Genomic DNA, 20374 nt, shown 5'->3' on the forward strand with positions numbered 1-20374 from the left:
CCGAAGACGTCCGACTCCCCTTGCATCCGCTGCGGCCAGGAACGAGGCTGGGTCGTAGGGGCCCGATCCAGGCCGCAGCCGCCCCGGCCTCCGGCATCCGTCCGTACTGCGTCACCTGCGGCACCGCCGCCGACGTGACCCACCCCACCCCCCGCCCCGTTCAAACTCCGTTAACAATGGACTGTGATCTCTCCGGTCTCCCCGATGCCCCGGAGCGCCCACCGGCACAAGCCGGAGGCGACTCCCTACGTCGACCTCACCCGAGCCGAGTGGAGTGCGCTGCGTGAGAAGACGCCGCTCCCGCTGAACGCCGAGGAGGTCGAGAAGCTGCGCGGTCTCGGTGACGTCATCGACCTCGACGAGGTGCGGGACATCTACCTCCCGCTGTCCCGGCTGCTCAACCTCTACGTCGGTGCCACGGACGGGCTGCGAGGGGCGCTGAACACGTTCCTCGGCGAGCAGGGCTCCCAGTCCGGCACCCCGTTCGTCATAGGCGTCGCGGGCTCGGTCGCCGTCGGCAAGTCCACCGTCGCCCGGCTCCTGCGCGCCCTGCTCTCCCGCTGGCCCGAGCACCCCCGCGTCGAGCTCGTCACCACGGACGGCTTCCTGCTGCCCACCCGGGAACTCCAGGCCCGCGGTCTCATGTCCCGCAAAGGCTTCCCCGAGTCGTACGACCGCCGGGCGCTGACCCGTTTCGTCGCCGACATCAAGGCGGGCAAGGACGAGGTCTCGGCCCCGGTCTACTCCCACCTGATCTACGACATCGTCCCCGGCGAGAAGCTCACCGTCCGCCGCCCCGACATCCTGATCGTCGAGGGCCTGAACGTCCTCCAGCCCGCCCTCCCCGGCACGGACGGCCGTACCCGCGTCGGTCTCGCCGACTACTTCGACTTCAGCGTGTACGTCGACGCGAGCACCGAGGACATCGAGCGCTGGTACCTGAGCAGGTTCAAGAAGCTCCGCCAGACCGCCTTCCAGAACCCCGAGTCGTACTTCAGGAAGTACACCCAGGTGTCCGAGGAGGAGGCCCTCGACTACGCCCGCACCCTCTGGCGCACCATCAACAAGCCCAACCTGGTGGAGAACATCGCCCCCACCCGCGGCCGGGCCACCCTCGTCATCCGCAAGGGCCAGGACCACAAGGTGCGCAAGCTCAGCCTCCGCAAACTCTGATCACCGGCGCCTGTTAGAAAGGCGTCATGCTGCATCTGCGTCTGATCACCCCGGCCGGGAAGACCGACGACGTGGTCCGCCTGATCGAGAACACGGTCGGCACCACCCACCTCGTCGTGCTGCCGGGCGCCGCCCGCAACCCGGCCGGCGACGTCGTGATGTGTGACGTGGCCCGCGAGGCCGGCGACGAACTCATCGGCGAGCTGCGGAAGTTGGAGCTCGACGAGACGGGCTCCATCGCCGTGGAGAACATCGACCTCTCGCTGTCCAAGCGGGCGGACAAGGCCGAGGACGAGGCACCCGGCGAGGCCGCCGACGCGGTCCTGTGGGAGCACCTGACGGACGCCACCCACGAGGAGTCGACGCTCTCCGTCACCTACCTCGCCTTCCTCGTCCTCGCCACGATGATCGCGGCCTGCGGCGTGGTCCTCGACAACGCGATCCTCATCGTGGGCGCGATGGCGGTGGGCCCGGAGTTCGGCCCGCTGGCAGGCATTTGCACGGCCCTGGTCCAACGTCATCCCCGCCTGGCGTTGCGGTCCCTGACGGCGCTGCTCGTGGGTTTCGCGGCGGCGATGCTCGTGACGGTCGGCTTCAGCTATTTCATGGACGCCGTGCACCTGTTCAGCGCGGAGCAGCTGGACGCGCAACGCCCCAATACCAACTTCATCTACCGCCCCGACTGGTTCTCGTTCGTCGTGGCCGTCCTCGCGGGCTGCGCAGGCACCCTCTCCCTGACCTCGGCCAAGTCGGGTGCCCTGGTGGGCGTGGCCATCTCGGTGACCACGGTCCCGGCGGCCGCCAACGCCGCGGTGGCCTTCAGCTACAGCGAGTACAAGCAGGCCTGGGGCTCCACGGAACAGCTCCTGCTGAACCTGCTGGGCATCGTCCTGGCAGGCATCGTCACCCTGCTCTTCCAGAAGTGGCTGTGGCGGAAACGCCCTTAGGGGCGCGGGGAACTGCGCGACCAGCCCCCACGCACCCGCACCCGAAAACGCACCAGTACCCGCTGTTCAGCCGAGCGCAGACTTCACCGCATCCGCCAACCGCCCGGCAACAGACCGAGCCTGATCAATATCCGCCGCCTCGACCATCACCCGCACCAACGGCTCAGTCCCGGACGGCCGCAACAACACCCGCCCCGTCTCACCGAGTTCCCGCTCGGCCTCGGCGACCGCGGACGCCAGCTCCGCGGACGTCGACACCCGAGTCCGGTCCACGTCGGGCACGTTGATCAGAACCTGCGGCAACCGCTCCATCACAGAGGCCAATTCACGCAGGGACCGCCCGCTCTCCGCGACCCGAGCGGCAAGCATCAGCCCGGTCAGCGTCCCGTCCCCGGTCGTCGCGTGGTCCAGGATGATGACGTGCCCGGACTGCTCGCCCCCGAGCGCGTAGCCGTGCTCCTTCATCTCCTCGAGGACGTACCGGTCCCCCACCGCGGTCTGGACGAGCCGCAGCCCCTCCCGCTCCAGCGCCAGCTTGAACCCGAGGTTGGACATGACCGTGGCGACGACGGTGTCGGACCGCAGCGCGCCCCGCTCCTTCATCGCCAGCGCGAGCACGGCCATGATCTGGTCGCCGTCGACCTCCGCACCGGTGTGGTCCACGGCCAGGCACCGGTCCGCGTCCCCGTCGTGCGCGATGCCGAGCGCGGCCCCGTGCTCGACGACCGCGGCCTTCAGCAGGTCGAGGTGGGTGGACCCGCAGCCGTCGTTGATGTTGAGGCCGTCCGGGGACGCCCCGATCGTGATCACCTCGGCGCCGGCCCGCGAGAACGCCTCCGGCGACACCCGGGCGGCGGCGCCGTGCGCCTCGTCGAGGACGATCTTCAGACCGTCGAGCCGGTTCGGCAGTACGGCGATGAGGTGCGCCACGTACTGGTCGAACCCCTCGCCGTAGGACCGCACCCGGCCGACCCCGGCACCGGTCGGCCGCTCCCACGGCTCACCGTGCCGGTGCGCGTCGTAGACCGCCTCGATCCGCTCCTCCAGGTCGTCGTCGAGCTTGTGGCCGCCGCGGGCGAGGAACTTGACGCCGTTGTCGGGCATGGCGTTGTGGCTCGCGGAGAGCATGACGCCGAGGTCGGCGCCGAGGACGCCGGTGAGGTACGCCACCGCGGGCGTGGGCAGTACACCGACCTTCAGCACGTCCACGCCGGCGCTCGCGAGGCCCGCGACGACGGCGGCCTCCAGGAACTCCCCGGACGCGCGGGGATCACGTCCGACGACCGCCGTTGGCCGGTGGCCCTCGAACGAACCCGCCTCGGCCAGCACGTGCGCCGCCGCGACCGACAGACCGAGCGCCATCTCGGCCGTCAGATCCGCGTTGGCGACACCGCGCACGCCGTCCGTGCCGAAGAGTCGTCCCACTTGTCCTCCTGGGGAAGCGTCAGTTACGGAGATCATCCGATCACATGAGCCTTTGAGCGCCTTGTGCCGTTATACGCCTCAGGCAGTGATAAACGAACGCCCCGACGGCACTGTGGCGTGCCGCCGGGGCGAACGGACGTACTGCTGACCCGCGCATGCGAGCCGGTACGAGCAGACAGGCAGCGAAGCTTAACGCTTGCTGTACTGCGGGGCCTTGCGGGCCTTCTTGAGACCGGCCTTCTTGCGCTCGACCGCACGGTCGTCGCGGCGGAGGAAGCCGGCCTTCTTGAGGGCGCCGCGGTTGTTGTCCACGTCGGCCTCGTTCAGCGCGCGGGCCACGCCGAGGCGCAGGGCACCGGCCTGACCGGAGACACCGCCACCCGCGATGCGGGCGATGACGTCGTAGCGGCCCTCGAGCTCGAGCACCTTGAAGGGCTCGTTGACTTCCTGCTGGTGCACCTTGTTCGGGAAGTAGTCCTCGAGGGTGCGACCGTTGATCTTCCACTTGCCGGTGCCCGGGACGATCCGGACGCGGGCGATGGCGTTCTTGCGACGGCCCAGGCCGGCCGCGGGCTGCGGGTCGCCGAAGCGGCCCGCGAGCGACTCCGAGGTGTACTCGCCCTCGACGGGGACCTCGGACTCGGTGGTGTAGCTGTCGATGTCGACGATCTCTTCGCCCTCGACGGGCGTCTCGACGGTGGTCTCGGCCACGATGCTCCTCAGATTCTCTTCAGTCTTAGGGGGTGGCCGGACTTACTGCGCGACCTGGGTGATCTCGAACGGCACCGGCTGCTGGGCAGCGTGCGGGTGCTGGTCGCCCGAGTAGACCTTCAGCTTCGTGAGCATCTGACGGCCCAGGCTGTTCTTGGGGATCATGCCCTTGACGGCCTTCTCGATGGCCTTCTCGGGGTTCTTGTCGAGGAGCTCGTCGTAGCGGACGGAGCGCAGACCACCCGGGTAGCCGGAGTGGCGGTACGCCATCTTCTGGGTCCGCTTGTTGCCGGACAGGTGAACCTTGTCGGCGTTGATGATGATGACGAAGTCGCCCATGTCCATGTGCGGGGCATAGGTCGGCTTGTGCTTGCCACGGAGGAGGTTCGCGGCAGTGGTAGCCAGACGGCCCAGGACGACGTCCTGAGCGTCAATGACGTGCCACTGGCGAGTCACATCACCGGGCTTGGGGCTGTACGTACGCACTTCGCAGCCTTCTTCTTCAGTGGATGGGTGCTGACACATGGCATCACTGAAGCGATCGTGCAGCTGGGGACGACAAATATGCCGGGACACTGCCCGTATGCCGCCCACTGGTAACTGCTCCAGGGAACCTAGGTAGAGGCCTCTCGCATGAGAACGAGCGAGCCAATACACAACGAAGAGGCAGAATACCCGGGCGCACACGGATGGGTCAAAACGAGCCCCCAACGCCCCCTCGACCCCGCTCCCACCCGGACCGACGCAGACCCCCCGAGGCTGGCGACGGTGGCGTAGCGCTGCTGTTCGGGGTTCCAGCCACCGATGGTGACCGACGCGGCCCCGCCCCGGCCGACACAGACCCCGCCGGGTCGCGCACGGGTCGCGTCGGAGCCTTCGAGAGGAAATGTGCACGGGTGCCGAAAAGCCCCCCCCGACCCCGTGCCCGCAGGCCCGACAACACCTCCCGCCCGGACCGACGCCGACCCCCGCCCGGACGGACACCCACTCCCGTCCGGGCCAGCACCGACCCCCCAGCCCGAGCCGACACAGACCCCCGACCCGAGCCGACACCCACCCCCTCCGGGCCCACCCCCGCTTCCGCTCGGGTCGCCTCGGAGGCTTCAAGAGGAGATGTGCGCGGGTTCCGAAAAAGGCCCCCCGGGCCGGCGCCCGCAGGCCCGACAGCACCTCCCGCCCGGACCGACGCCGACCCCCAGCCCGAGCCGACACCCACCCCCTCCGGGCCCACCCCCGCTTCCGCTCGGGTCGGGTCGGAGGCTTCGGGGGGAGATGTGTGCGGGTGCCGGAAAGGTCCCCCGGGCCGGTGTCCACAGGCCCGACAGCACCTCCCGTCCCCCGTCTAAGATGCGCCCCATGAGCTTTGGGCAGCAGGGGGGACCCCCGTCCCAGTGGGATCCCTGGAAACCGCAGTCGCAGCAGCCGTGGAGCAGCGGCGGGGGCGAGCAGACTCCGGACTGGGCCGCGCTCGCCGAGGCCTCCGAGATCCGTAACAGGCGCCGTCGGCTGTTCTTCATCGTCGGCGGCGCGCTCGCCACGGTCGGCATAGGCACCGCCGTCGCGATGGCCGTCGTATCGGCGAACAACGGCGACGACCAGGCCAACAAGCCGACGTCATCGCTCCCGGCGACCGCCGACATCCCGAGCGCCACCGGGACCGCGCCGTCGTTCGCGCCGACCAGCGCCCCGCCGCCGCTGGACCCGAAGGAGTTCATCGCCAGCAAGGCCAAGGACACGGACCCCCTCAGCGCCAAGCTCCTCTTTCCGGGGACGCAGCTGACCATGGGCTCCACCGTGTACAAGAAGGGCGAGACCTCCGACACCAAGAACTGCGCCGCCGCGGACACCGTCCAGGCGAGCCTCGGCAAGATCCTCAAGGCCGACGGCTGCACCCAGTTCATGCGGGTCAGCTACACCAAGGACGGCGTCTCGGTGACGGTCGGTGTGGCGGTCTTCGACACCGAGGCCCTGGCGCAGAAGGCCAAGGGGCAGGTCAACACCAAGAAGGACATCGTGAAGTCGCTGTCCGGCGGCGCGGTCAAGCCCTTCTGCAACGCCGCGATCTGCCGCACGACCTCGAACTCCTACGGCCGCTACGCCTACTTCACGATCTCCGGCTTCGCCAACGGCAAGAACGTCACGGAGAAGGACACCCCGGTCTTCAGCATCGGCGACAACCTGGCCGAGTTCACCTTCCGCCAGATCCACCGCCGGGGCGAGGCCCAGGCGTCCACAGCGGCGGGCGAGTGACCCGGCGCCCCCCGAGGGCGCGCCGGGTCACTCCGACCGGATCAGGTCAGCGGCCGGATCAGGTCAGCCGCGCTCCCAGGAGCCGCTCAGAGCCGGCTCGGGGTGCGGCACCACGGGACCGGGGGGCTCGTCGGCGGTCCGCCGGCTCCCCGTCGCCCTGAAGACCCAGGTGCGGTAGGACCAGAACCGGAAGAGGGTCGCGATCCCGATGCCGAGGAACTTGCTGACGTTGGTGGCGAGCGTGCCGTCCCAGCCGAGCCCGTAGGTCGTCGCGTAGAGGACCGAGTTCTCGATCACCAGGCCGATCGCGCTGAAGAGCAGGAAGAGCGTCAGCTCCTTCCTGCGGCTGTTGCGGTCCTCCTGGTCGCGGTTGCGGTACGCGAAGTACCGCAGGCCCAGGTAGTTGCTGAGGATCGCGACGACCGTGGCCAGGACGCTGGCCCGGACGGTCTGCCACTCGGTGACGGTCCGGATGAGGTTGAAGACCGCGAGGTTGACCACGAAGCCCGAGGCACCCACCATGCCGAACTTCGCGATCTCGCGGTACAGCTTCCCGAATCGGGAGGGAAGCGCGTGACGTCCGCTGCTCACCGTCCCGTTCAGCCCCGTCGGTTGCGCAGTCGCAGCCGTACGGGCATCACCGCCGACTCGATCTGCGTCGAGAGGTTCATCTTGGAGACGCCCTCGGTGCGCTCCTCGAAGCGGATCGGGATCTCCACGGCGCTGTGTCCGGCCCGGACGGCCTTGAACTTCAGCTCGACCTGGAAGCTGTAGCCAGCGCTGTCCAGGGTCGCGAGATCGATGTCCCGCAGCGTGGCGGCCGACCACAGGTTGAACCCGGCGGTGATGTCCCTGATCTTGGTGCCGAGCACGGTCCGGGCGTAGCGGTTGGCGAAGCGCGAGAGCAGCACGCGGTGCCTGCCCCAGTCCTCGTCCAGCGAGCCGCCCTCCACGTACCGGCTGCCGACGACCAGGCCGACCCCGGACGCCATGGCCGTACCGAGCATGCGTGGGACCGCTTCCACGGGGTGGCTGCCGTCGGCGTCCATCTGGACCACGTACGCGGCGCCCTCGTCGAGCGCGGCGCTCATGCCGGCGACGTACGCCCGGCCGAGACCGTCCTTCTCGGTCCGGTGCAGCACGCTCATCCGGTGCCGCCCGTCCCAGTTGTACTTGTCGGCGAGCTCCTCGGCGATCCGTCCGGTGCCGTCCGGGCTGGAGTCGTCGACGACCTTCAGGTGCAGCCCCTCGATGGGCAGCCCGAGCACCAGCTCCGCCATGCGCGGCAGGTTGGCGGCCTCGTTGTACGTGGGCATCACCACGGTGACGGGCACGTCCGCCCCCACGTCGTACGTCATCTTCTTTCCCTCCCCAATTGATTGCTCCCCCCACCGGACGCGGGTCGTCCCGCGTCCGGAACCCAACTCAGGTATGCACCTTGCGCTTGGCGGCGTCGTCCCTGTCCGCGGACGGGTCGTCGGTCGCCGCGCGTGTCCTTTCGAGGAGCACGAGCTGGAGGTATGACAGCTTCTTGGTCCTCACGACCTTGAAGCTCTTGTTGATCGCGGTCGCCGTCGTCTTCGGCATGCCGCTGAACGGCTGCCCGTCGAGCGTCGTCGACACGAGCCACAGCCGGTCGGCCTTGGCCAGGCACCTCGCGGCGTCCGGGCATTCGAGCGCGCCGAACGACCCCAGTTGCTGCGGGGTCCGGTACATCAGCGTGTCGCGCGGCCGGCCGGCGTCGTCGCGCAGTTCGTAGTCCATGGCCCGGCGCTCGGACATCACACCGCTGAAGACGATGCCGTCGCCCTTCTTCTGCCCGGCCTCGACGAGCTGGGCGGCGCCGCGGAAGTCGGGCTCGCCCAGGGCGTTGTGCCGGGTCTCGCGGATGCCGGGCAGGGCCTGGAAGGCGAGCCCGGCGACCGCCGCCGCCACGAGCACCCAGCCGAAGCCCCGCCGCACCGCCGCTCCCGTGCCGGCTTTCGCCCCGGCCACCGGCCCCGCGATCCGCACCACGGCGACGGCCGCGAGCAGCACCCAGGCGGGCGCGGTGAAGAGCAGATAGCGGGGCAGGAAGAGGTGCAGCTGCGCGGCGGTGGCGTAGGTCGCCACGGGCGGCAGCACGATCCAGACGGCCAGCGGAAGGGCACGCCGTCCCGCGAAGAACAGCCCGAGCGCGCCGAGCGCCATGACCGGCACGGCCACCGCCCAGGTCCCGAAGAGGTTCTTCGGGAAGTCGAGCAGGTCGTTGACCGTCGGATTGTTCCAGGCGATCTGTCCGCTCTGCCCCGAGCCGGAGACGGCCATGGGGATGACGAAACACAGGCCCAGCGTGCAGGCCGCGGCGAAGGCCCAGCCCACGATCTTGTCGCCGGACCGCCGGGCGATGAGGATCATCACCAGGTGCGCGCCGAGGACGGCCATCGAGGCCAGGTGGCTCCAGCCGATCATGGGCACCGACAGGGTGTAGGCGACCCACACCTTGAACGACGGCTTGTCCAGCGCCCTGGCGAGCAGCAGCGTCGACAGCAGCACCGCGGCCACCGCGAAGGCGTAGGGGCGGATCTCCTGCCCGTACCGCGTGGTGGTCGGCACGACGGCGAAGGCGAGCCCCGCGAGCAGTCCCGCCTGTGTGGTGAACAGCCGCCGCCCGAGCAGGGCGAGCAGGCCCGCGGAGGCCGCCATGGCCACCGCTCCCGGGATGCGCATCGCGGTCGGGGAGTCCCCGGCCACGGCGATCCAGAAGTGCATGAGCACGTAGTACGGCGTGAACACGACGTCGATGGAGCGGATCAGCAGGCTCAGGTCGTGGAAGGACAGCGTGGCCGCCCACCAGGTGGCGTGCTCGTCGCGCCACAGCTCGCGGTCGCCGATCCGGTGCAGGATCAGCGCGAGGGCGAGCGCCGTGGGCACCAGGAAGACCACCGCGGCGGCGAGCCGCCCGCCCTTCGGGGTCCCGGGCTCCTCGGCGGCCGGCTCGTCCGTGGGCGGCTGCGGGTCTACCGGTTCGGGCGCGGTGGGCTCGGGGGCGTACGTGTCCTGCCCGCCCGGATACCCGCCCCGGTCGGCGTACTGCCGTGGAACGCCGTACGCGCCCCGGTCGGCGTACGTGCCCTGCGCCGGGTCGGCGTACGTGCCCTGCCCGGCGTAGCCGCCCTGGTCCGCGTAGGGGTCGTGGCCGCCCGAGGTGTCGGGGTACCCGCCTCCGTAGGGCGCGGGGGCGTGGGGACTCATCGCTTCACCCAAATCCGGTAGGCGTGCTCTCCGCTGCTCGTGGTGTACGGGAAGACGGCCGCCAGCCGGTAGTGGGAGTTGTTCTTCAACCCCTCCTTCACCGCCTGGTACGTCACCGGGCTGACGTCGCCGTGCATCACGATCGCGTCGAACTTTCCGTCACGGACGGCCTGGCGGAACGCGTCGGGGCCGGTGTACTGCTTGCCGTTCTTGCCCCGGTAGTCCATGAAGTAGGTGTTCTGCCACTGCGTCCAGTTGGTCTTGTCCCGCAGGTAGTAGGCGGGGACCTCCTGCTCCTCGGCGAGGTAGGTGCCCTTCCGGTCGACGACCGTGCTCAGGTACGCGGTCATCTGCGTGGAGTCCGGGAAGCTGTACGCCCGCTGGGCCTGCACCATGCCGAACACGAGGGTGGCGACGTACAGCAGGATCCCGAGCTGCGGATGCCGGAAGTGCGGGCCGACCAGCCGGGCCATGCCGAGGCCGGCCAGCGGCGCGGCGAAGAACAGTCCGAAGCCGACGTGCTTGTAGAGCGAGATCTCGGTGTGGAGGTGGATCTGGTAGGCGGGAGCGAGCAGTGCGGTGCCCGTCAGGACCAGGCCGAGCGCGGCGCGCCGTACCCGCCCCGGGGTCTCGCCCTCGATCCAGGGCATCTCGCCCATCCGCCCGCGCAGCACGTAGGCGATCGTGCCGCCGAGCGCGGCCAGGAAGACCAGCCCGCCCCACTCCGCGCTGTGCTGGAGCATCGTGGCCGCCGTGTCCGTGCCCTTGGCGCGGTCGGTGGTGGTGGAGCTGATGCCGCCCAGCGGTCCGGAGAAGTAATAGCCGATCCCGAGCAGGGCCGCGATGCCCGTGCCCAGCACCACACCGCGGCCCAGCGCGCGGATGCCGCGGTGCCGGTGCGCGGTGATCACCGCGAGCACCACCAGGGTCGGGAGGTAGAGACCGGAGGCGTACTTCACGCCGAACGCCAGTGCGGCCGGCGGGGCCGCGAGCAGCACGGCGAAGGCCTTCATCCGGTCGGTGCGCACCACCGCCCAGGCGGACAGCGCGAGCAGGAAGATGGCGGCGGCGTCGTAGGTGGCGAAGTTGCCGAGCACGATCGTCGACTGGAGCACCGAGAAGAGCGCGGCCGCCCCGAGCGCGGCGCGCAGGTTGAACAGGCGCCGGGTCAGCGCGTACAGCAGCGCGGTGGCGCCCAGCATGAACAGCAGGCTGACCACGCGTACGCCGGCGAGGCCGAAGTAGGTGTCCACGGCGCCGGCGAGCACCGGGTACAGCTTGGGGTGCCCGGAGAAGTAGGCCGCGAAGTCCACCGGGAGCTTGGTGCCGTGCAGCAGGTTGGCCAGCTCGTAGTGGCCCGCCGCGACGTAGAGCGCCTCGTCCTGGAAGGCCGTCCCGGTCAGCCGCAGGGAGAGCCCCGCCTGCACGAGCAGGATGAACAGCAGCACCCCGCGCCCGAGCAGCTTGCTGCGCCGGGTGTCCACCGCCCACGACGACTCCGCCACGGGCGGCAGGGTGTAGCCGGGCTTCCTCGGCTCGGGCTCCGCGGCGGCGGGTGCCGCCGGTTCGGGCTCGACGGCGGTGTAGGAGGCGTACGGGTCGAAGGGCGCGAAGGTGTCGTAGGCCTGCTGGTCGGTGTACTCGGACGTCCGGCCGTGGACGTCGAAGCGCCAACTGCCGGTCTCGGTGAAGTAGCCGGGCTGGTAGTCACCGGCCCGTTCCGTCTCCGGCGCGTGGGCCTGCTGCGCGTACTGCCGCAGGCTCTCCCGCTGCTGCTGTCCGTACCCGTACGGGTCGTGCACCTCGGGCTCGTCCGCCCACGTGGGCGTGGTGCGATCGCTCACGGCTTCGTCACATCGAATCCGAAGTCCGGGTTCGCGGCCTGCTCCTTGAAGGTCTTCTCGGACAGCGGACCGCTGTTGATGCGCCAGTCCGTCTCCTTGTCGAAGTTGAACCAGACGAACCCGATGACGTCGTCGCGGTCGGCGGTCCCCTGGAAGAGGGACGTGATGTCGGCGGGCTTGCGCTCACCGGCCTGGGCGGCGGTCTCCGCGATGATGAACGGTTTCTTCGTGAAGCTGCGGATCTCGCTCATCGTCGGGCCGTACAGCGTCTTGTAGGTGTTCGGACCGGTGGCCCCGTAGTAGCCGATGACACCGACCCAGTCGACGTAGTCGTCGCCCGGCCAGAACGGCTTGAGCTTCACGTCCGGCATCGGGTGCGTGACGTTCGGGCTCCACACCCAGATGACCTGGGTGGCGCCCTCGTCGTCGAAGATGTCGTGGATGTGCTTGTACGCGGCGGTGAACTGGGCGGCGGTGGCCTTCTTGGTGCCCCACGGGTACCAGAAGCCGTTCATCTCGTGCCCGAAGCTGATCGCCACGGGCAGGTTCAGGTCCGCGACGGACTGCGCGTACTCGCGGATGTAGGCGTCCTGCCTGCCCGAGGCGATGTCCTTCAGGCTCGTCTTGAACGGCTCCCAGGCGATGAACGCCACCGCGCCGTAGTCCCAGGAGTTCTGCACGAGCCGCTGCTCGTACTGGTCGCCCCAGGCCGAGTAGAACTCCACCAGGTTGGGCTTCTTGCCGGCCCTTCGCGCGAAGTCCTGGACGGCCGTCATCCTGGCGGGGGCGCCGTCGGCGGCCACCCCCAGGTACTTCTTCTTCGGGTCCAGCAGCGGCCGCACGTCGTACGGCGGCTCGGGCTTCGCCGACTCGGTGGCCGCGGCCGTGCCGGTGGCCTCCGGGTTCTCGCCCTGGCCGCGCTCGTACTGGGCGCGGCCCTCGTCGGAGAACGTGCTGCATCCGGCCAGCAGGGCGCCGGCGAGCAGGACGGCGGCCAGCGCCCGTACCGGACGCGGGGCTCGCAGCTGGCGTACGGAGAAACTCATGCGGTCGCTTCCTGCACTTCCTGGGCGTGCGGCTGGACGAGAACACGGCCGACGACCATGGCGTAGAAGAGGCCGGCGGACAGCATCAGCGCGAAGTCCGGCGGATAGAGGGTGAGCATGCGCCAGGCCGCGACGAGGATCCAGGCCAGGGCGGTGCCGCCGGTCCAGATGACCATGCAGTTCCAGTAGCGGCGCATGCCGTTCTTCTTGGCGCCCGCCGAACCGGTGGGCTTCCAGCCCATGGGGCGGCCCCGCATCACGTCCCAGACGGCGAAGACGTGCGACCACCCGTACATGACACGGACGGCCCAGGCCTCCAGCCGGTACGGCGCCCGGTGCCACAGCGGCAGCACCAGCGTGACGTACACGACGCTCGGCAGCACCCAGAGGGTGGCCTCGGCCCGCATCAGGTCCGGGCGCAGGATCATCAGGCCGAGCGGGATGATCGGCGCGATGAACGTGGCGAGCGCGGTCTGGAGGTAGTAGAGGAAGCCCGAGACGTAGCAGAGCCGGGTCTTGAACTTGAGGTCCATCTCCCAGAACCGCTTGCTGGTGAGCAGTTCGAGCGAGCCCATGCACCAGCGGTACTGCTGGTTGTGGAACGCGCCGGCCGTGTCCGGGCACACGCCGGCGGACAGGGCGACCGGCACGTAGCGCAGCTTCCAGCCCAGCGCCCGCAGGTCGAAGCCGGTGTACATGTCCTCGGAGTGCTCGATCAGCGTGATGCCGCCGGTCTGCTCGAGGGCCGTACGCCGGTAGATGGCGCACGAGCCGACGCAGATGGACCCGTCGTGGTCCTCACGGGAGGTCTGCACGGAGCGGTAGAACTGCTCCTGCACGGCGCCCGCGCCCCGCTCGATCCAGTTCTGCGCGTCGACGATGCGGAAGAACTGCGGCGACTGCACGATGGCGACCTTCTCGTCGTCGTCCATGTGCGGCAGCAGTTCGTCGAGCAGGTCGGCGCGCGGCGCGAAGTCGGCGTCCAGGATGAGGATGTGGTCGCCGTCGGTCTTCTCGAAGGCGTGGTTGAGGTTGCCGGCCTTCTTGAACCAGCCGCGGTTGGGCCGCACCACGTAGTGGAAGCCGAAGTCGGCCGCCATGGCACCCACCTCGTCCTCGGCGGCGTCGTCGAGGACGTACGTCTTCACGACGCCCTGGTAGCTGCCGGCCAGCCGGTTCACATGGACCCAGGTGTTGTGCAGCACCTCCAGGGGCTCGCCGCACACCGGCAGGAAGATGTCCACGCTCGGATACCGGGCGGGCTGCCACGCGCGGACGAGGCGCTTGTGCTTCTTGACGTCGAAGTCCTTGCTGAGCCCGTCGAGGTACAGCGAGATCAGGTAGTCCGCGATGACGAACGCCAGCAGCGGCAGGGTCAGCCAGAACCACGGGCTCGACGCGGTGAACAGGAGCTGGCTCACCGCGAGACACGCGAAGCTGATCAACGAACCCGCCGTCAGGACCCACAGGTGGCGGCGCGTGTAGGAGTACTTCTCCACGTCGTCCGGCGGCTGCGGCAGCAGCCCGTGGGTCTCCTCGACTCGCCTGCGCCGACGAGAACGCGCGGCGGTGCCGACTGCACTAGTCATCAAACCCCCCAGGGCCGAACCGGCCCTGCCTACCCCTGCGGATGACCGACCATCCCCATAAATCGAACTCTCGGCCGGACCGCGAAAGCATATCCGGCTTTGCGCTTTACGCCTCAACTTTCTTGTTAAGTGAGGGTTTCATCACGGATCACACGGGTAACAGCTGTCGCCCCAGTGTGCAATCGGGTCAACTGATGATAGGAACGACCACTCAGTCTTCATGTTTGTGCCGTACCTGTGAACATTCCGGGCGCGGACACCAGAGGGGGGTTCCGTTTTGCCTGGGTTTCCCATGCCCGCACGCGGTGGCCGGCACCGCGGTCGGCGGCGCACATGGCTGCTGTCCGTCGTCGCCACGGCCGTCGCGGCGCTGATCGGCACGATGATCAGCCTGATCGCGTCCTCCGCCCAGGCGGACCAGAACACCCAGGGTGTGGACAACCTCCGCACCAACTGGGACCAGGACGAGTCCGCGCTCTCCCCCGCGGTCGTCCAGTCCTCCGCCTTCGGCCGGCTCTTCGCCACCAAGCTGGACGGACAGATCTACGCCCAGCCGCTGGTGCTCGGCGACCAGGTGATCGCGGTCACGGAGCGGAACACCCTGTACGGCCTCGACCGCACCACCGGCGCGATCGAGTGGAGCAAGAACTACGGACCGTCCTGGCCCGCCTCGGCGATCGGCTGCGGGGACCTGACCCCCGACATCGGGGCCACCGCGACCCCCGTCTACGACCCCGCCACCAGCTCCCTCTACTTCACCACCAAGGTCGACGACGGCACCGCCACGCACCGCAACCCGAAGTGGCTGATGCACTCCGTGGACCCGGCGTCCGGAGCCGAGCGCCCCGGGTGGCCGGTCACCATCGCCGGAAGCCCCGTCAACGACCCGGGCGTCTCCTTCGACGCCTACTACGAGCAGCAGCGCCCCGGCCTGCTGCTGATGGACGGCGTCGTCTACGCCGGGTTCGGCGCCCACTGCGACGCCTGGCCGTACCGCGGCTACGTCGTCGGCGTGAGCACCACCGGACACAGCATCACCTCGATGTGGGCCACCGTGACCGGTGCCACCACGGGCGGCGCCGGCATCTGGCAGTCCGGCGGCGGACTGGTCTCGGACGGCTCCGGCCGGATCTTCTTCAGCACCGGCAACGGCATCAGCCCGGCGCCCGGACCGGGCAAGACCGTCCAGGGCACCCTGGCCGAGTCCGTCGTACGCCTCCAGGTCGGCGCGGACAACAGCCTCAGCACCGCCGACTTCTTCAGCCCCAGCGACGCCGCGACTCTGGACCTGACCGACCAGGACATCTCCTCGGGCGCCCCGATGGCACTCCCGGACGGCTACGGCACCGCCGACCACCCCCACCTGCTGGTCCAGCAGGGCAAGGACGGGCGGGTCTTCCTGCTCGACCGCGACAACCTCGGCGGCATGGGCCAGGGCCCCCAGGGCGGCGACGCCGCGGTGAGCGTGTCCGGCCCCTACCAGGGCATGTGGGGCCACCCCGCGTTCTGGGGCGGCGACGGCGGCTACGTCTACGTCGTCGGCAACCAGGGTCCGCTGCGCGCCCTCAAGTACGGCGTGCGCAACGGCGGCACGCCCACACTGACCCTGACCGGCCAGAGCCAGGACACCTTCGGCTACACCAGCGGCTCCCCCCTGGTCACCTCCGACGGCGACGACGAGTCCAGCGCCCTGGTGTGGATGACCTCCGCGAGCAACGCCTCCGGAGCCGACGGCACCCTGCGCGCCTACAGCCCCACCCCCGACGGCAACGGCCTGCTCCAGCTGCTGTGGTCCGCGCCCATCGGCACCGCCACCAAGTTCAGCACCCCGACCGCAGACCACGGCAAGGTGTACGTCGGCACCCGCGACGGTGTCCTCTACGGCTTCGGCAGCCCCGCCCGCACCGCCCTGACCGCGGCCTCGCTGAACTTCGGCCAGGTCGGCGTGGGTGACAGCAGCGCGGCCACGATGAAGCTGACCGCCACACAGGACGTCAGCATCACCGGCCTCAAGGCCTCCGGGGCGTTCTCGGTCGACCCGTCCGCCGTGCCCACCCCCGACCAGCCCACCGCGCTGGCGACGGACGCCACCCTGGACGTGCCGATCAGCTTCGCCCCCACCACCACCGGCGGCATCAACGGCACCCTGACCGCGAACCTCTCCGACGGCCAGAAGCTGGTCTTCGCCCTCCACGGCGTCGGCACCCGGCCCGGCTTCGGAGCCGCACCCGGCGCCCTGGACTTCGGGGAGGTCCCCACCGGCAGCACCTCGACGCTGAACCTCCAGATCACCAACACCGGCACCGCCCCCGAGACCATCGACGCGGTCGACGCGCCCGGCGGCGCCTTCTCCGCCTCGGGGCTGCCCAGCACGGGCACGGTCGTACCGGCCGGCGGCTCGTTCGTGCTCTCGGTCACCTACACACCGGACGGCGACCAGCTCGACACCGACGCACTCGTCGTCAGCAGCAGCGGCGGCGGCGCCACGCACACCCTGAGCGTGCCGCTCAGCGCGACGGCCATCACGGGCCAGGGGCACCTGGAGTTCTCCACGGACTCGCTGGACTTCGGCCAGGTCCCGGTCGGCAGCTCGAAGTCGCTGTCGTTCACGATCACCAACACCGGCAACATCCCCGTGAAGGTGACCAAGGCCAAGGCCCCCACCGGTGACTTCAACAGCCCGGTGCAGCTCTCGGAGGGCCTGATCATCGGTCCCGAGCAGACCGCGGTGCAGAGCGTGACGTTCACCCCGCGTTCCGGCACGGACCTGAGCGCCTTCTACGAGGTCACCGGCACCGGCACCGACGCGAACGGCTCCGCCCAGGGCGCCATGTACGTGCAGATCAAGGGCACCGGCACCGGCACCGCCACGACCACCTCGGCCGCCGACGGGAAGTGGCAGACCAACGGCTCGGCGGTACCCGCGGACGGCGGCGGGGTCCAGCTGACCCCGGCCACCAGCTACCAGGCGGGCTCGGCGGTCTACACCCAGCCGGTGCGCACCGAGGGTCTGCGCGCCACCTTCACCGCGAAGTTCGGCCCCGGCACCAGCGGGAAGGGCATGACGTTCGCCCTCCTCGACCCGGCCCAGAACTCCGCCTCGGCGCTGGGCGACTCCGGTGACGGCCTCGGCATCGCCGGGCGGCCGGGCACGGTGGTGGCGTTCGGCACCGGCTGGAACGACACGATCAAGACGCAGAACTTCGTCGCCGTGGGCCGCAGCACGGCCGGTTCCCCAACGATCGACTACGCGTCGCCGAACACCCTCGGCATCGCCCTGCGCCAGGGCACGCACCAGATCGACATCCAGGTCGCCGCCGGTCATCTGTACGTCTGGATCGACGGGACGCAGGTGACGGACGCGACACCGACCCTGACGTCCACCGCGCTCCTGGCCTTCTCCGGTGCCACCGGCGACACCGCCGACGTGCAGTCGGTGAGCGGCCCGGTCGTCAGCGAGGCGGCGCCGGTCACCGAGCCGAAAGCGTCCACCTCGCTCCAGCTCACCGCCCCGAGCACGGGTGTCCCGGGCCGGCAGCTCACCGTCACCGGCACCCTGGCCTCGACCGCGGCCCTTCCCGCGGGCCAGGTCGTGCACCTCACCCGGAACGGCACCGCACTGCCCGACGCGACGACGAAGGCGGACGGCACCTTCACCTTCACCGACACCCCGCCCGCGGAGGGCACCCACACCTACGCGGCGAGCTACGCGGGCGACGCGACCCACGCGGCGGCGAACGCCACCAAGCTCGTCCAGGCGACCAGGCTGACCACCTCGGTCAGCGTGACGGCCCCGGCCACGGCCACCCGCGCGCAGAAGCTGACCGTGTCGGGCAAGCTCTCCGGTGCGCCCTTCGCGAGCGGCGGGGTCGTCAAGGTGACGAAGACCGACCTGGGGCACACGTCCGGCACCGCGCTGGCGGACGCGAAGGTCGCCGCGGACGGTTCGTTCTCGTTCCCGGACACCCCGCAGATCGGCGGCGCCAACGTGTACAAGGTGTCCTACGGCGGCGATGTCTCGCACAAGCAGGGCAGCGGCAGCGCCACCGTCCAGGTGTCCAGGGCCGCCACGTCCCTGACGGTCGCCACCGACCACGGGACGTACAAGTACGGCCAGACCGCCAAGGTCACCGCCCACCTCGGCACCACCTACAACAGCCGTACGGTGGCGATCTACGCCCAGCCGTACAGCGGCAGCAAGGTCCTGGTGAAGTCCGCCAAGGTCGACTCGAAGGGCAACCTGACCGCGTCGTACAAGCTCACCCGCAACACCACGTTCAGCGCGGTGTTCACGGGCGACTACCGGTACGCCCCGAAGACGGCAGCCCGCGCGGTGCACACCTACGCGGGGGTCTCGCAGAAGCTGTCCGGCTACTACACGAACACGACCATCGGGAGCACCGTCTACCGGGTGTACCACCGCACCGCCAAGGAGCAGCTCGACGTCACCGTGGCGCCCAACAAGGCCGGCCAGTGCGTCAAGTACCGGGTGCAGCGGTACTACAGCGGTGCCTGGCACACACAGTCCACCTCGGCCTGCGCGGCCCTCAGCTCCAGCAGCACCGGCCGCCAGAAGATGTCCCTCACCAACGGGCTCAACAACCGGTACCGGGTGGCCGCGCAGTACGTGCACAGCAGCCGGGACAACACCAACATCGACACCTGGGGAGCCTGGCAGTACTTCACCGTCAGGCGATGAGCTCCGCCTGCGGCCGGTTCAGGAGCCGGCCGCAGGCAACGTCCGCCTGTTCCGCGCCTGCCTGTTCCGCGCCGCCAACAACTCGTCCGCCGGATACCCGACTTCCTCGAGGGTCAGCCCGTGCGGCCGTACGACATGGACGGCACTGTCCCGGACGCCCGCGTCCAGCACCTTCCGCGGCCACTCCACGCCCCGGTGCCCGTCCCCCACGAACAGCAGCGCGCCGACCATGGACCGCACCTGGTTGTGGCAGAAGGCGTCGGCCCGGACCTCGATCTCCACGACCCCGTCCGCGCGCCGCCGCACCCCGAAGTCGAGGATCTCGCGGATCGTCGTCGCTCCCTCACGCTTCTTCGCGTACGCCGCGAAGTCGTGCTCACCGACGAGGGACTTGGCGGCGGCGTCCATGACGGCGACATCCAGCTCCCAGTCGTGCCACAGCACATGGTTGCGCAGCAGCGGGTCCACACCTCCGGGCCGGTCCCCCACCCGGTAGACGTACCGCCGCCACAGCGCCGCGAACCGGGCGTTGAACCCGTCGGGAGCCTCCCGCAGGGACCACACCCGCACGTCCTTCGGCAGCCGCCCCGCGAGCCGCTTCAGCAGCTTCTCACGATGCTCCTCCCACAGCCCCGCGGGCAGGTCCACATGCGCCACCTGGCCCCGCGCATGCACCCCGGCGTCGGTGCGCCCGGCCACCGTCAGCTCGTACGTCACGTCCCCGGACCGCGTCACGGTCCGCAGCGCGTCCTCGATCTCGCCCTGCACGGTCCGCCGGCCGCCGGCCTGCTTGGCCCACCCGGAGAACTCGGTCCCGTCGTAGGACAGGTCGAGACGGACACGGACGTACCCGGGCTGCACTTCGTCACTCACACGGAGATCCTCTCAAGAACACCAAAGCGGGCCCGCTCCTCGAAAGGAACGGGCCCGCGGCAGAACGCTTACGCGTCCTTGGACTCCTCGGCCTCAGGCTTGGCGTCCTCGACGACCTCGGTCTCCTCGACCTTGGTCTCCTCGGCGACCGGAGCAGCCTCGGCGTCCTTGGCGGCACGCTTGGTGGCGGCCTCGGCCTCACCCGTGGCCTGCTGCGCGACCGTCAGCGCCTCGACCAGCTCGATGACAGCCATGGGCGCGTTGTCGCCACGGCGGTTACCGATCTTGGTGATACGGGTGTAACCACCCGGACGGTTCTCGTAGCGCGGGCCGATCTCGGTGAAGAGCGTGTGGACGACGCTCTTGTCCGTGATCACCTGAAGCACCTGACGGCGGTTGTGAAGGTCGCCCTTCTTGCCCTTGGTGATCAGACGCTCGGCGTACGGACGCAGCTTGCGCGCCTTCGCCTCGGTGGTGGTGATACGGCCGTGCTCGAAGAGGCTCTTCGCGAGGTTCGCGAGCAGCAGCTTCTCGTGCGCGGCACTGCCGCCCAGACGGGCACCCTTGGTGGGCTTCGGCATGA

General features: G+C 69.8%; 15 protein-coding genes. 4 read left to right on the forward strand and 11 right to left on the reverse strand.

Features of this window, described 5'->3' with window-relative positions:
- Positions 1 to 204: 204 nt before the first annotated feature.
- Positions 205 to 1173: a type I pantothenate kinase gene (gene coaA, locus H295_RS0112950; RefSeq protein ID WP_020135788.1), complete on the forward strand. Its 969-nt coding sequence runs from the start codon at positions 205 to 207 to the stop codon at positions 1171 to 1173.
- A gap of 26 nt (positions 1174 to 1199) precedes the next feature.
- Positions 1200 to 2120, forward strand: a complete 921-nt coding sequence (locus H295_RS0112955; protein WP_020135789.1) for a DUF389 domain-containing protein — start codon at positions 1200 to 1202, stop codon at positions 2118 to 2120.
- Between the two features lie 66 nt (positions 2121 to 2186).
- Here the strand turns inward: H295_RS0112955 and glmM are convergent, their stop codons facing one another.
- The 3 genes from glmM to rplM all read right to left on the reverse strand — a co-directional run bounded on the left by glmM (position 2187) and on the right by rplM (position 4742).
- Complete coding sequence (glmM, locus tag H295_RS0112960) at positions 2187 to 3545, reverse strand: phosphoglucosamine mutase (protein WP_020135790.1); 1359 nt, start codon at positions 3543 to 3545, stop codon at positions 2187 to 2189.
- A 189-nt stretch (positions 3546 to 3734) separates the two neighbouring features.
- Entirely contained in the window at positions 3735 to 4256 is a 522-nt protein-coding gene (gene rpsI / locus H295_RS0112965; protein ID WP_007384094.1) for a 30S ribosomal protein S9, read from the reverse strand.
- A gap of 42 nt (positions 4257 to 4298) precedes the next feature.
- On the reverse strand, positions 4299 to 4742 hold the full coding sequence (gene rplM, locus H295_RS0112970; protein ID WP_028809313.1) for a 50S ribosomal protein L13: 444 nt from the start codon (positions 4740 to 4742) through the stop codon (positions 4299 to 4301).
- Between the two features lie 870 nt (positions 4743 to 5612).
- Here rplM and H295_RS0112975 point away from each other — a divergent pair.
- Positions 5613 to 6506: a hypothetical protein gene (locus tag H295_RS0112975; RefSeq protein ID WP_020135792.1), complete on the forward strand. Its 894-nt coding sequence runs from the start codon at positions 5613 to 5615 to the stop codon at positions 6504 to 6506.
- 63 nt (positions 6507 to 6569) lie between these two features.
- Here the strand turns inward: H295_RS0112975 and H295_RS0112980 are convergent, their stop codons facing one another.
- From H295_RS0112980 to H295_RS0113005, 6 genes are all read right to left on the reverse strand, one after another.
- Positions 6570 to 7097, reverse strand: a complete 528-nt coding sequence (locus tag H295_RS0112980) for a GtrA family protein (RefSeq protein ID WP_020135793.1) — start codon at positions 7095 to 7097, stop codon at positions 6570 to 6572.
- An 8-nt stretch (positions 7098 to 7105) separates the two neighbouring features.
- The gene (locus H295_RS0112985; protein WP_020135794.1) at positions 7106 to 7864 is read right to left on the reverse strand and encodes a polyprenol monophosphomannose synthase; all 759 of its coding nucleotides are present in this window, start codon (positions 7862 to 7864) and stop codon (positions 7106 to 7108) included.
- Between the two features lie 67 nt (positions 7865 to 7931).
- Positions 7932 to 9740: a glycosyltransferase family 39 protein gene (locus tag H295_RS0112990; protein WP_020135795.1), complete on the reverse strand. Its 1809-nt coding sequence runs from the start codon at positions 9738 to 9740 to the stop codon at positions 7932 to 7934.
- Complete coding sequence (locus H295_RS0112995) at positions 9737 to 11584, reverse strand: ArnT family glycosyltransferase (protein ID WP_020135796.1); 1848 nt, start codon at positions 11582 to 11584, stop codon at positions 9737 to 9739. The genes H295_RS0112990 and H295_RS0112995 overlap by 4 nt, the downstream gene beginning before the upstream one ends.
- Positions 11581 to 12630: a glycoside hydrolase family 26 protein gene (locus tag H295_RS0113000; protein ID WP_020135797.1), complete on the reverse strand. Its 1050-nt coding sequence runs from the start codon at positions 12628 to 12630 to the stop codon at positions 11581 to 11583. Before H295_RS0113000 ends, H295_RS0112995 begins: the two co-directional genes overlap by 4 nt.
- The gene (locus tag H295_RS0113005; RefSeq protein WP_051135547.1) at positions 12627 to 14219 is read right to left on the reverse strand and encodes a glycosyltransferase family 2 protein; all 1593 of its coding nucleotides are present in this window, start codon (positions 14217 to 14219) and stop codon (positions 12627 to 12629) included. Before H295_RS0113005 ends, H295_RS0113000 begins: the two co-directional genes overlap by 4 nt.
- A 292-nt stretch (positions 14220 to 14511) precedes the next feature.
- Here H295_RS0113005 and H295_RS0113010 point away from each other — a divergent pair, with 292 nt between their 5' ends.
- Positions 14512 to 18918: a choice-of-anchor D domain-containing protein gene (locus H295_RS0113010; RefSeq protein ID WP_020135799.1), complete on the forward strand. Its 4407-nt coding sequence runs from the start codon at positions 14512 to 14514 to the stop codon at positions 18916 to 18918.
- An 18-nt stretch (positions 18919 to 18936) separates the two neighbouring features.
- Here the strand turns inward: H295_RS0113010 and truA are convergent, their stop codons facing one another.
- Positions 18937 to 19791, reverse strand: coding sequence for a tRNA pseudouridine(38-40) synthase TruA (truA, locus tag H295_RS0113015; RefSeq protein ID WP_020135800.1), 855 nt, complete (start codon positions 19789 to 19791; stop codon positions 18937 to 18939).
- Positions 19792 to 19859: 68 nt separating this feature from the next.
- Positions 19860 to 20372, reverse strand: a complete 513-nt coding sequence (gene rplQ, locus H295_RS0113020) for a 50S ribosomal protein L17 (RefSeq protein WP_020135801.1) — start codon at positions 20370 to 20372, stop codon at positions 19860 to 19862.
- Positions 20373 to 20374: the final 2 nt, after the last annotated feature.

Origin of the sequence: Streptomyces sp. 351MFTsu5.1 (genome assembly GCF_000383655.1) — a bacterium.
GTDB classification, from domain to species: Bacteria; Actinomycetota; Actinomycetes; order Streptomycetales; family Streptomycetaceae; genus Streptomyces; species Streptomyces griseorubiginosus.